Origin of the sequence: Devosia sp. UYZn731, assembly GCF_040546795.1 — a bacterium.
In the GTDB taxonomy this organism is placed as follows: domain Bacteria; phylum Pseudomonadota; class Alphaproteobacteria; order Rhizobiales; family Devosiaceae; genus Devosia.
Map to the genome: position 1 here is coordinate 210,991 of NZ_JBEPOL010000001.1, position 12,808 is coordinate 223,798.

The window sequence follows — 12,808 nt, forward strand, 5'->3', positions numbered from 1 at the left end:
AAAATATCGGGTGCACTCTACCGCTGATAATTGGATATGCAAGCGTCAGTTTCAAGTCGAGGCGACGGTCAAACCACCCGCATCAGGCACCAAAATGTGCCTTAGGTGCGCGGTTTCGCAATGTCGGTGACACGGAACTGCACCTGCTCGCGGCCCTGCCAATGATCGATATTGAGGGTGCCGGCGAAGTGCATATGCTGGCCGTCGGTGGCCAGCAACAGATCTCCGATTGGCGTGCCAGCAGCCCGGAAGGCGATGGCCTTGAGCCGCGCGCCATCCTCCGATGTCAGGGTGAAACTGACATGGCCGCCCTTGCCCACCACCTGCGCGAATTTGGCGCGATGGGCCGGGAAAGCAAAGACCGGCGTGGCATTGCCTGAGCCGAAGGGCCCTGCCCGCTCGATGTCGTGCACCAGATCAGTCGTGGCGCCCCGCGCGGTCACCGCAGCGTCGATTGGCAGCGCGGTAGCGGCGCGAGCATCGCCGACGGATACGGATAGACGCTCGATCAGATGCGAGCGGAACGGCCCGAGCTGGCCCGGCTTGAGCGTGACGCCCGCCGCCATGGCGTGGCCGCCGCCCTTGACGATCAGGCCCAGGTCCACCGCCTCGATGACCGCGCTGCCCAGATCGACGCCAGGCATGGACCGGCCGGAGCCGGTGCCGGTGCCATCGGGCTGTAGCGCGATGGCGAAGACCGGACGCTCGAAGCGCTCGCGCAGCCGCGCCGCGATCAGGCCAGCAACGCCCGGATGCCAATTGGCCGAAGCGAGCACCAGGACCGGCGGACCGTCGCCCAGCCCAATTTCGGCGCCAGCCACGCTGGCCGCCTCCTCGACGGCCTCGATTTCAATGCGCTGGCGCTCGGTGTTCAATTCGTCGAGTTGGGCGGCGATGACCAGCGCCTGATGCTCGTCGTCCAGCGTTAGCAGCCGCGTGCCCAACGCCGCATCGCCAATGCGGCCGCCCGCATTGATGCGCGGGCCGATGAGAAAGCCCAGATGATAGGGATTGAGAGGGCCATTGACCCGCGCCGCCAGCGCCAGAGCCGCAATGCCCTGATTATCGCCGCGCCGCGCCACTTCGAGGCCGCGGATCACAAAGGCGCGGTTGAGGCCGATCAACGGCACCACATCGCAAATCGTCGCCAACGCAACCAGATCGAGCAGCTTCATCAAGTCGGGCATTCGCGTATCGCCGCGCAGCCGCAGCACGCGGTTGACCGCAACGAGGACCATGAAGGTTACCCCGGCCGCGCAGAGATAGCCCAGGCCGGAAATATCGTCGGGCCGGTTTGGGTTGACCAGCGCATTGGCGTCGGGCAGGTCGTGGTCGGATAGGTGGTGGTCGATTACCAGTACATCGGCGCCGCGCGAGCGGGCATGGGCGATCGGTGCGTCGCTGGTGGTGCCGCAGTCCAGGGTGATAATCAGGCTGGCGCCGGCATCGATCAGCTTGTCCATCGCCGCCGAATTGGGGCCATAGCCCTCGAAAATCCGGTCCGGGATATGCACCTGCGGATCGAGACCGAAAAACCCCAGATACCGCACCATCAGCGCGCAGGAACACGCGCCGTCGACGTCGTAGTCGCCGAACAAGGCGACCGATTCATTGTCCGCGATCCCCTTGGCGATGCGCTCGGCCAGCGCGTCCATTGCCGTCAGTGTCGATGGGTCGGGCATCAGCGCGCGAATGGTGGGTTCCAGGAAAACATCGGCCTGGTCGATATCGACGCCGCGACCGGCCAGCACCCGTGCGAGAATTTCGCTGTGGTTGGTCCGCTGGGCTATGGCCGCCGCCGTCCGCGTCATCGCCGGATCGAGACGATCGACCCACACACGGCCAGTGGCCGAGCGGGTCACGTCAAGAAAAGGGCGCGGGGGTTCGACCATGGAGCAGAGAACTAGGTGATTTGGGAGGGGCGGTCGAGAGGAAGCTGCTCAGAGCGCTAAAGGCGGTCCGACCACCTCCATGCCGTGCGCCCGGCTCAGCTCGCGGAATGCCTCCGAGTTGGGGTCGCGCAGGCCGGCGGCGAAAAACGCCTCCATCGTTCCTGCCGGCTGGAAGGCAATCATCAGTCGCCCTGTCTCGCTCAGGTTGGCGAAGGCATGCGGAATGCGGCGCGGCCCAAAGATGAAGTCACCCGGGCCGAGTTCGAACAGCTCTTCGCCAATCAGGAAGCGGAAGTCGCCCTCCTGGACGAAGAACAGTTCATCCTGCTCATAGTGAAAATGCAGCGGTGGCCCGCCCCGCCGCGTGCGAACGGTGTCAATCATGCAGAGAGCGCCACCGGTATCGGTTCCCGACACCTTGGTGTTGAACTGCCCGTTCAGGAAGGTCACCGGCCGCTCGAAGCGATCCTGATCGGCAAGTACCGTGAATATTGAACCCGGAATAGCCATGCGTCACCTATAAACCGGCACCGTCCGCCCAGGCGGAGCCGTCGTCAAGGCCTAGCGGGCGTGATGCGCCTTGATCCAGCGTACGGTCTGGCTCCAGGACCGCATGACGATAGTGGAGGTCTCCACCGATTTGCGCCGCAGCCGAATGCCGTCGAGCAGTGTCCCATCCGTCACCCCGGTCGCGGCGAACAACACATCACCGGCGGCCAGTTCGGTCACATCATAAATCCGGTTCGCGTCGTGAATGCCCATGCGATAAGCGCGCTCGCGCTTGTCTTGCGTGTCGAGGATCAGCTTGCCCTGCATATGCCCGCCGATGCAGCGCAGCGCCGCAGCCGCCAGCACACCTTCGGGAGCGCCGCCGCTTCCGAGATAGATGTCGATGCCGGTGTCCTCGGTATTAACCGCATGGATGACGCCAGCCACGTCCCCGTCGCTGATCAGCTTGACAGCGACGCCGGCGGTTCGCAGTTCCTCGATCAGTCCCGCATGACGCGGGCGATCAAGCACGATGGCGGTGATTTCGCTCAGGGGCACGCCCTTGGCGGAGGCGAGGGATTTGACGTTGGCGGTGGCAGTTTCATCGATATGCACCACGTCCTTGGCATAGTCCGAGCCAACCGCGATCTTGTGCATGTAGACATCGCGGGCAACGTTGAGCAGGCCGCCGCGCTCCGCCATGGCCAGCACGACGATGGAATCAGGCTGGTTCTTGGCGCAGAGCGTAACGCCTTCCAGCGGATCGACGGCGATATCGACCTCGGGGCCGTCGCCAGTGCCCACTTCCTGGCCGATATAGAGCTGATCGGCCTCGCCGGCCTCGCCTTCGCCGATGACGATGCGCCCGCCGATCTGCACCCGCATCAATTCGGCCTGCATGGCGCTGACGGCAGCGTCGTCGGCGCCCTTTTCATTACCCTTGCCGCGCCATTCCGCCGCGGCGATGGCGGCGCGCTCGGTCACCCGCACCAGCTCCAGCGTCAGGCTGCGATGCAAGTGCGCCGCGCTACGGCTCTCCTCGGCCTTGGTGAGTCTCATGCTTCCCCCTGCCCGCCTCCGGGCGAAGCTCTAGAGCATCTCGATCCGGATCAATTGCGGCTGGCCGACTATGAACCCGTCGGCAGCGATCTGCGCAAGGGATTCGCGCACATTCGCCTCCAACGTTTGCTGGGTGATCATCACCACCGTCCGCGTCGGCACACCATCCTCGGAGACATCCTTAGCCTTTAGATCAGGCCGTTGGATGACACTGTCGATGGAAATGGCATGCTCGCCCATGCGCGTGGCGATAGCGGCCAGGGCGCCGGGCACATCCTTGGCATTGAGGCGAATATAGTAACCGCCCTCGTGTGCGCGCATCGGCGCCTGCTTATAGGGCAGCAGTTCATCGCTGGGCACGCCGAGCGGCGGCACGCGGGTGCCGCGGGCAATGTCGAGAATGTCGGACAGCACCGACGATGCCGTCGGCGGCCCACCGGCGCCGGGGCCTGCCAGCAGCAGTTCATGGACGTGGTCGGTTTCCAGCGCCACGGCATTCATCACCCCGTCGACGCCGGCAATGGCGCTGCCCTTGGGCACGAAAGTGGGATGCACGCGCTGCTCGATGCCGTCGTCGGAACGCTGGGCGATGCCGAGCAGCTTGATCTTGTAGCCGAGGTCGGAGGCCACTTTTATGTCGTGCTGGGTGATCTTGGTGATGCCCTCGACATGAATTTTGTCCGGCGCAATCTCGTAGCCGAAGCACAGCGTCGCCAGGATCGACAGCTTGTGGGCGGTATCGAAACCATCGACGTCGAAGCTGGGATCGGATTCGGCGTAACCGAGCGCCTGCGCGTCCTTGAGGCAATCGGCGAAGGAGATGTCCTCATTGCCCATGCGCGTCAGGATATAATTGCATGTGCCGTTCATGATGCCGAAGACCTTGGCGATCTTGGCCGAGCCCAAGCCCTCGCGCAGCGTCTTGATGACCGGAATGCCGCCAGCGACCGCAGCCTCGAAACCGAGTTGAGCCCCCGAATCCTCGGCCATCTTGGCCAGCTTGACGCCGTGCTTGGCCAGCAGAGCCTTATTGGCGGTGACCACAGGCCGCCCGATTTCGAGCGCGGCTTTGACCGCTGCAAAAGCCGGGCCGTCCTCGCCGCCGATCAATTCCACGAACAGGTCGATGCCATCGGACTTGGCCAAAGCCACCGGATCATCGAACCAATCCAGCCCTGAAATATCGATACCGCGATCGCGCGAGCGCGAGCGGGCGGCAACGGCGGTGACGATCAACGGCCGGCCAAGCTTCTTGGTCAGCTCGGCCCCATCCTTCTGCAGGATGCGCACCAGCGTCGCACCGACATTTCCGAGCCCCGCAACGCCAATTCGCAACGGCGTCGCGGTCGCGGCTTCGCCGAAATCCTGCATCGCCTTGAGAATACGCATGCGCGTATCGCTGCGCGGCTCGCGTCCCTCGCGCAGGTCGAACACGAATAGCGGATCGCCCGCGATCGTGCGGCCAAAACGCGTGGGTGTCCAACCACGGGCGGAGATGAAGGATTCAACGGATTGGCGGAAAGATTGGATGTCGCTCATGGAAGCGACATCTGCATAGGAAAGTGCCTAGTCGTCAATAGGACTTAGCGAGCACCTATCAAGGTTGGGGTGCCTGATTGAAATAGAGGAGAGAGCCAACCACCCCGATCAATATGAGCACCCCGATAATCCAGCGGACGTTCATGACGCTAAGCGCTCAACGGCACCACGTTGCCCGACCCGGAGTTGCTCCCCAAAAGCTTCTTGATATTGCGGGCGGCCTGGCGGATGCGCTGTTCGTTTTCGACAAAGGCGAGGCGGATATACTGGTCGCCATATTCGCCGAAGCCGACGCCGGGGGCCACGCCGACACCGGTCTCCTTGATGAGGAGCTTGGCAAATTCGAGCGAGCCCAGATGGGCAAACTGCGCAGGAATCGGCGCCCAGGCGAACATGGTGGCCTTGGGCACCGGGATATCCCAGCCAGAGCGCGCAAAGCTTTCAACCAGCACGTCGCGGCGCGACTTGTAGATCTTGCGGACGTCCTCGATCACGTCGTCCGAGCCGTTCAGCGCTGCCGTGGCGGCAACCTGGATCGGGGTGAAAGCGCCGTAGTCGAGATAGGACTTCACCCGCGCCAGCGCCGCGATCAGCCGTTCATTGCCGACCGCAAAGCCGACACGCCAGCCGGGCATGGAATAGGTCTTGGACATCGAGGTGAACTCGACGCTGATGTCGATGGCGCCCGGCACCTGCAGCACGGACGGCGGCGGGGCATCGGCATCGAAATAGATCTCCGAATAGGCGAGATCGGACAGGATGAAGATGTCGTTGGCCTTACAGTATTTGACCACCTCGGTGTAGAAATCGAGGTTGGCGGTGTAGGCGGTCGGGTTGGCCGGATAGTTGAGCACCAGCGCGATCGGCTTGGGGATCGAGTGCCGCACGGCGCGATCCAGCGAGCGCATGAAGTCTTCATTGGGATCCGCCGGCATGGAGCGCACGACGCCGCCGGCCATGATGAACCCGAAGGCGTGGATCGGGTAAGTGGGGTTGGGAACGAGAACCACATCGCCGGGCGCTGTGATGGCCGAAGCCATATTGGCAAAGCCTTCTTTGGAGCCCAAGGTCGCGACGATCTGCGTATCGGGGTTCAGCTTCACGCCGAAACGGCGGCCATAATAGCTCGCCTGGGCCTTGCGCAGGCCGGGAATGCCGCGCGAGCTGGAATAGCGATGCGTGCGCGGGTCCTTCACCGTTTCCTGCAGCTTTTCCACGATATGGGCCGGTGTCGGCATATCCGGATTGCCCATGCCCAGATCGATGATGTCGACGCCTTCGGCGCGGGCCTTGGCCTTGATCGGATCGATATGGGCGAACACGTAGGGCGGAAGGCGGCGGATGCGGTGGAAATCGTCGGTCATGATATCCTCAGTGGTCCTTCCCGGACCGGATGGGGCCGCGACGCGCTGTCTGGCTTCAGACTCTGCGCTGCGCCTCCGAACAAGAGTGCGCGATTATCGCGGAATTATGGTTGTGAACGGGTTAAACGCTGTGGTGACAGCGGAACAATCATGTTCGGCTCTTCCCTGCCGGTGTGGCACGCGGGAAGAGCTAGCGGGCGTTCGCCCGCACGAGCGCGGTGATAGCGGCGGCCATCCGATTGCCGGCGAGCGAGGCTCCAACCAAAGCAACAGTGAATGGGGACGGCATGTCTATTGCCCTTCGGACACGTTTTTTGTAAGGAAATCAGCTATCGAGAGAGCCGTTCATAAATGCACTGCGGGGCATTGTAAATGGTCACGGGGGCTACGACCTTCGTCCAGAATGGCGTCAAGTGAGGATTGAATGGTAAAGCGCATTGCCCTGGTCACGATTGGCACGCAGGGCGACGTTCAACCCTATCTGGCTCTTGCCATGGCGCTCAAGGATCGTGGCTACTCGGTGGTTCTCGGCGCTTCCGAGGAATTCGAGGACATGGTCACCAGCCACGGCATCGAGTTTCATTCGCTCGGTCCCTCGATCCAGGCCTTCCTGATGCAGTCGCGTTTCGAAAACGCGATGAGCCAGTCTATGCTGATCAACGGCCCGTCCCTGCTGCGGCAGGGTCAGCAGATCGTCGATACCGCGGCCCGTCACGCCTGGAACATGTGCCAGGGCGCCGACGCGCTGATTCTCAACATGAACACCAGTTTCGGCATCGACATCGCCGAAGCGTTGCACATTCCCGCGCTGATGGTGGCGCTGCAGCCATTGAACTCGACCAGCGAATTTCCGCTCTGCATCTATTACGGCGCCGATTTCGGCCCGGCCTTCAACCGCCTGACCTATACGGCGATGACCGTGCAGCAGATTTATTACAACCTGCCGCGCAACAAGCTGCGTCGCGAACTGATGGGCCTGGAATCGCGCAAGAAGGGCGGCTTCTTCCGCAATACCGACGGCACCCCGCTGACGACGCTCTATGCCTATTCGGACGAGATTTCCCCGCGCCCGCGCGATTGGCCCAAGAGCGCTATTGTTTCGGGCTATTGGACGCTCAAGGACCAGTCCAACTGGCAACCGTCCGCCGAGTTCCAGAAATTCCTCTCCGAAGGCGATGCACCGGTCTATATCGGCTTCGGCTCAATGCCCTTCGGGGCTGAACGCAACACGCAGATTCTCAAGGACGCGGTCAAGCTGTGGGGCGGCCGTGCCGTGGTCGCACGCGGCTGGGGCGGGATCAATCCGAGCGATTTGCCCGACACCATCTTCGCCATCGAAAAGGCGCCGCACGACAAGCTGTTCAAGTATGTTTCGGCCGTCGTACACCACGGTGGCGCCGGCACGACCTCGGCGGGCCTGCATCTGGGCCGCCCGACTTTCGTCGTGCCGCAGACGGTCGACCAGCCATATTGGGGCCGCCGCGTGTTCGAGCTGGGCACAGGGCCAAAACCGGTCCGCCTGCGCAAGCTGACGCCGGAAATCCTGGCCGGCGCGCTGGCCGATCTCAGCACCAACGAAACCTACCGCAAGAACGCCTCGGCCCTGGCGGAAAAGCTGCATGCCGAAGACGGCACCGGCAAGGCCATCAAGGTCATCGAGCGGGTCATGGCCAATTACACCCCCCACGCCGCGATCAAGCCGAAGAAGAAAAAGCCGGCGCTCAAGCTGGTTGGCTAGTCGCTTCCTTCCGGTCAAAATCACTTCCCACCCACCGGCAATCTTACACACCCACCGACCTTCCTGCGGACTTGATCCGCGGGTCTCTGATCGCTTGTGCCAGATTGAAAGTGGGTCGCGGATCAAGTCCGCGGGAAGAACAGTGGGCGTGGAGGCACTATAGGCACCAAAGACAAAAGGGAGGCTTTCGCCTCCCTTTTGTCTTCGGGATATCGCCCCGCCCTACTCAGCCGGCACAGCCTCAACTGAGTCATCGAGCGCGTCGATGCTTTCGTGACGATCATAGGCGGCCTGATCCAGAATACCCTCGCGCTTGGCGACGATGGTGGGGATCAGCGCCTGGCCGGCGACGTTGACCGCGGTACGGCCCATGTCGAGGATCGGATCGACCGCCAGCAGCAGGCCCACGCCTTCAAGTGGCAGGCCCAACGTCGACAGTGTCAGCGTCAGCATCACGGTGGCGCCGGTCAGGCCAGCGGTCGCTGACGATCCGATGACCGACACGAACGCGATCAGCAGATATTCCTGCAACCCAAGCGGCACGCCATAGAACTGGGCGACGAAGATCGCGGCGATGGCAGGGTAGATCGCGGCGCAACCGTCCATCTTGGTGGTGGCCCCAAGCGGCACGGCGAAGGCGGCGTATTCACGCGGCACCCCGAGGTTTTCTTCGGTCACGCGCTGGGTCAGCGGCAGGGTGCCGATAGACGAGCGAGAGACGAAGGCAAGCTGAACCGCGGGCCAGACGCCCTGGAAGTAGCGGACCGGGTTCAGACCGTTGGTGCCCAGCACGATCGGGTAGACCACAAACAGCACGATGGCGAGGCCGATATAGATGGCCGCCGAGAACCAGCCGAGCTGAGCCAGCGCATCCCAGCCGTAGACGGCGACGGCGTTGCCGAGCAGGCCGATAGTGCCGATCGGGGTCAGGCGGATCACCCACCACAGGATCTTGTGCACGATCTTGAGGAAGGAGCGATTGAACGCCAGGAATGGATCGGCCGACGGGCCGACGCGCAGCGCCGCGATGCCGACCACGATCGAGATGACGATGATCTGCAGCACGTTGAAATTCAGGCTGGTCGTCGCGCCAGTGTCTTTGACGCTGGTCGATGCCGTCAGCCCCAGGATGTTTGAGGGAATGATACCCTTGAGGAAATCGAGCCAGGAGCCGGACGACGATGGCGCGTGCGCGGCGGTTGCGGCCACACCGGTATGCAGGCCCGGCTGGATGATCAGGCCGAGAGCAATGCCGATGCCGACCGCGATCAGCGCGGTAATGGCGAACCACAGCAGCGTCTGCCAGACGAGGCGAGCAGCATTGTTGAGCTCACGCAGATTGGCGATGGAGGCGACGATGGCGGTAAAAATCAGCACCGGCACCAAGGCGCGCAGCAGCGATACGAAGATCGAGCCGACGGTGGACAGCGTCTGGGTCAGCCAATTGGCGGCGCCCGAAGCGTCAGGCCCGATATTGCGGGCGATATAACCAAGGACCAACCCCAGCACCATGGCGGCAAGGACTTGAAAACCGAAATTACGATAAAAGGGCTTGGGCGCCCTGGTCGGCCTGGCGGCCGACGAAAGTGTGGTGGGAGACATGTTGACCTGTAGGTTGGAAAGGCAAAGCTGCCTACCAATTAAGCCGCCAGCCTCATTCTTGGTCACAAACTACCCTTCCCCCTCAGAAGTTGCAGCGCATGGTTTTCCGTTTGCCGCAAGCACAGCGGAAATTCCTATTGGCGAAACCGGTTTCACGGCAATGCCATGCCAAGCCGGTTATCGAGACAATGCAGTGGCACATGCCGCCAGCACTGGCGGTACGCTCAGCGCCAGCGCAAATGCGATGACCAAAGGCCCTAGATCGGGCGCGAACCAAGCCATCGCCAACAGCCCTGCCCCAGCCAGACCAAACGCCACCCCAGTCACTCGATGTACCTTGCGCCATTGACTGTCCCTTGGAATCGGCCAGGGCAGCCTTAGGCCGGCATAGGTGTGTCGCTCCGCCTCGGCGAAGACGATGCCGAGGCCGATTAGCAGCAGACCAAGAGCAATGGCGGTAAGGCGAACCAGATCGAGGTCCGAGCCGATGCCGTTCAGCAATAGACCGAGTTGCACGGCGACGATCACCACAAGCAGCAATGTCAGCGCCGGATCGAGAATATGGCGCACCTTGGCAAGATGGTTCTTGGTCAGCAGGCGGCCGAGGACAGCAAAGCCACCCAACAAGATGACAGCAATGACCGGACCTACCGTCAGCGCTGTGTTGCGCGGCCACATCCAGTCCGCCTGGCTGGCCGCCCAGTGCGCGGGAAAGGCATAGTCAGCCGGCACACGAAACACCGCCACGGCGGTGATGGCGCCCAGCACGAGCAGAAGCAGCAGGTGAAAACGCGTGATGAGGTTGAACATGGCGGGGCTCGTATTGCCCGGTCTATCTGGTTGTGCGCAGCGCAAAAGAAAAGGGCCGGTTTCCCGGCCCTTTGCAAATATCGTTCGACAGCTTAGCGCTTGGAGAACTGGAAGGACTTGCGGGCCTTGGCCTTGCCGTACTTCTTGCGTTCCACGACGCGGCTGTCGCGGGTCAGGAAGCCACCCTTCTTGAGGATCGGGCGCAGGCCCGGCTCGAAGAAGTTCAGCGCCTTGGAGATGCCGTGACGCACGGCACCGGCCTGGCCCGACAGACCACCACCGGCGACGGTGACGACGACGTCGTACTGGTCCGTGCGCTCGGTCGCGACGATCGGCTGCTTCACGATGAGCTGCAGAACGGGACGGGCGAAATAAGTCGCGAACTCACGACCATTGATCACCACGGCACCCTTGCCTGGCTTGATCCAGACGCGAGCGACGGCGTTCTTGCGCTTGCCGGTGGCATAGGCGCGGCCCTGGGCGTCGAGCTTCTGAACGTGGACCGGAGCCAGGTTGACTGCCGGAGCGACGGTGGAAGTCCCGAGGTCCTCGAGAGAATTGATGGTCTCGGCCATGTTACTTCACCCTCACGTTCTTGGAGTTCATCGCAGCCACGTCGAGCTTCTTGGGCTGCTGAGCCTCATGAGGATGCTCGCCAGCGGCGTAGACCTTGAGGTTCTTCAGCTGGGCGCGGGTTAGCGGGCCGCCCGGCATCATGCGGCGCACGGCGTTCTCGAGAACGCGTTCCGGGAAACGGCCTTCGAGGATTTCGCGGGCAGTCCGGTCCTTGATGCCGCCGGGGAAGCCGGTGTGCCAATAGAACTTGTGCTGGTCGAGCTTGCGACCAGTGAACTTCACCTTGCCGGCATTGATGACAACGATGTTGTCGCCCATGTCCATGTGCGGGGTGAAAGTCGGCAGATGCTTGCCGCGGAGACGCGAAGCGATGATCGAAGCGACGCGACCGACCACAAGGCCTTCAGCGTCGATCAGGATCCACTTCTTGTCGATCTCGCTCGGCTTGGCAGTGTAAGTGCTCATGAGTGAAATTCCCTAGATTTTCGTGGCTTACCGGCCCGTTCTCGAAGGAATTGGCGGCTTGTTGGGGTCCGTTTAGAGAGGGAGTCGCGCGCCGTCAAGTGGGTTGATAAAGATCAACAAAATCAACGTCTTATCGATGCGGTATTATGTTACCGTAAAGCGCGACGCATATCCGCTAGGTAAGCGACCGTCAGGCCTGCCAGCATGAAGGCCAGCGCCTGATGCCCAACGGCAAGGCCGATCGGCACCGAAAACAGCAGCGTGGCGATACCCAGGACGGCTTGCAGCACCACAAAGGCAGCGATGCGGGGCAGCCAGCCGTTGACGCCATCAAGGCCGCCATTGCGCGATTGGCGCCAGATGGCGAAGGCCAGATAGATTACGATGGCATAGGCGATGCAGCGATGAACGAACTGCACGGTCAGGGCGTTCTCGAACAGATTGCGCCAGAACGGCTGCATGATGCCCAGACCATTGGGGATGATGGCGCCATCCATCAGCGGCCAGGTGTTGTAGCCCATGCCAGCATCGAGCCCGGCGACGAAGGCGCCGGCAGCGATCTGGATCAGGATGAGAACAAGCAGGATCACGCCGGTCCAGATATTGGCGGCGGTGACCTTGCCGGGCGCCCTGCCCGGCTCCAGTGAGCGCGGCACATAGACCAGGGCGATGAACAGCAGCGCGGCGGCGGTCAGATGCGCGGCCAAGCGGTATTGGGACACGGAGGTGAGTTCGGACAGGCCCGACGAAACCATCCACCAACCCAGCACGCCCTGGAAGCCGCCCAGCACGAACAGGCCGGCCAGCGGCCAGGCCAGCGCGCGCGGAAGGCGGCGCTGCACCAGGAACACTAGGAACGGCACGAGGAAGATCACGCCGAGCAGGCGGCCGATCAGGCGATGCAGATATTCCCAGAAGAAGATGGCTTTGAAGCCATCCATGGTCATATCGATATTGTTGACCTGATATTGCGGGATTTGCTTGTAAGCGTCGAATTCGGCCTGCCACGCGGCATCGCTCAGCGGCGGAATAGTGCCCGAAATCGGCTGCCAACTGGTGATGGACAGCCCGGATTCCGTCAGCCGCGTAATGCCACCGACCACAACCATGAACAGCACCGCGGCCGCCACGACATAGAGCCAGATGCGCACCGGGCGCAGGCGATCGGTGGCGGGCAAAGTCTCTATCAGTGCGGCATCATGGGCGATCGTCACAGCATTATCCCGGTATCGGTCGACGGGGCGCAGTGGTATGCCCGCCAATTATGAACCGCA

At 62.5% G+C, this 12,808-nt stretch carries 11 protein-coding genes; 1 reads left to right on the forward strand and 10 read right to left on the reverse strand.

Annotated elements, in window-relative coordinates; genetic code table 11:
- Positions 1-101: 101 nt before the first annotated feature.
- The 5 genes from recJ to ABIB57_RS01020 form a co-directional block, all read right to left on the reverse strand.
- Positions 102-1,892 carry a single-stranded-DNA-specific exonuclease RecJ gene (gene recJ, locus ABIB57_RS01000; protein ID WP_354037991.1) on the reverse strand — a complete coding sequence of 597 codons (1,791 nt, stop codon included), beginning with the start codon at positions 1,890-1,892 and terminating at the stop codon, positions 102-104.
- A gap of 48 nt (positions 1,893-1,940) precedes the next feature.
- A complete protein-coding gene (locus tag ABIB57_RS01005; RefSeq protein WP_354037992.1) occupies positions 1,941-2,402 on the reverse strand; it encodes a cupin domain-containing protein in 462 nt (153 codons plus the stop codon).
- 51 nt (positions 2,403-2,453) lie between these two features.
- On the reverse strand, positions 2,454-3,440 hold the full coding sequence (gene glpX / locus ABIB57_RS01010; protein WP_354037993.1) for a class II fructose-bisphosphatase: 987 nt from the start codon (positions 3,438-3,440) through the stop codon (positions 2,454-2,456).
- A gap of 30 nt (positions 3,441-3,470) precedes the next feature.
- Entirely contained in the window at positions 3,471-4,811 is a 1,341-nt protein-coding gene (locus ABIB57_RS01015) for a homoserine dehydrogenase (protein ID WP_299728160.1), read from the reverse strand.
- Positions 4,812-5,128: 317 nt separating this feature from the next.
- A complete protein-coding gene (locus ABIB57_RS01020; RefSeq protein WP_354037994.1) occupies positions 5,129-6,343 on the reverse strand; it encodes an LL-diaminopimelate aminotransferase in 1,215 nt (404 codons plus the stop codon).
- A 424-nt stretch (positions 6,344-6,767) separates the two neighbouring features.
- Here ABIB57_RS01020 and ABIB57_RS01025 point away from each other — a divergent pair, with 424 nt between their 5' ends.
- Complete coding sequence (locus ABIB57_RS01025; protein WP_354037995.1) at positions 6,768-8,081, forward strand: glycosyltransferase; 1,314 nt, start codon at positions 6,768-6,770, stop codon at positions 8,079-8,081.
- 222 nt (positions 8,082-8,303) lie between these two features.
- Here ABIB57_RS01025 and ABIB57_RS01030 read toward each other — a convergent pair whose 3' ends face one another.
- The 5 genes from ABIB57_RS01030 to ABIB57_RS01050 all read right to left on the reverse strand — a co-directional run bounded on the left by ABIB57_RS01030 (position 8,304) and on the right by ABIB57_RS01050 (position 12,748).
- Positions 8,304-9,683, reverse strand: a complete 1,380-nt coding sequence (locus ABIB57_RS01030) for a dicarboxylate/amino acid:cation symporter (protein ID WP_354037996.1) — start codon at positions 9,681-9,683, stop codon at positions 8,304-8,306.
- A 177-nt stretch (positions 9,684-9,860) separates the two neighbouring features.
- Positions 9,861-10,493 (reverse strand): SdpI family protein, encoded by a 633-nt coding sequence (locus ABIB57_RS01035; protein WP_354037997.1) that lies wholly within the window; start codon positions 10,491-10,493, stop codon positions 9,861-9,863.
- A gap of 92 nt (positions 10,494-10,585) precedes the next feature.
- Positions 10,586-11,068 (reverse strand): 30S ribosomal protein S9, encoded by a 483-nt coding sequence (rpsI, locus tag ABIB57_RS01040; RefSeq protein WP_299728110.1) that lies wholly within the window; start codon positions 11,066-11,068, stop codon positions 10,586-10,588.
- A gap of 1 nt (position 11,069) precedes the next feature.
- Complete coding sequence (gene rplM, locus ABIB57_RS01045; protein ID WP_299728107.1) at positions 11,070-11,534, reverse strand: 50S ribosomal protein L13; 465 nt, start codon at positions 11,532-11,534, stop codon at positions 11,070-11,072.
- A 149-nt stretch (positions 11,535-11,683) separates the two neighbouring features.
- Positions 11,684-12,748, reverse strand: a complete 1,065-nt coding sequence (locus ABIB57_RS01050; protein WP_354037998.1) for a COX15/CtaA family protein — start codon at positions 12,746-12,748, stop codon at positions 11,684-11,686.
- Between the last annotated feature and the right edge of the window lie 60 nt (positions 12,749-12,808).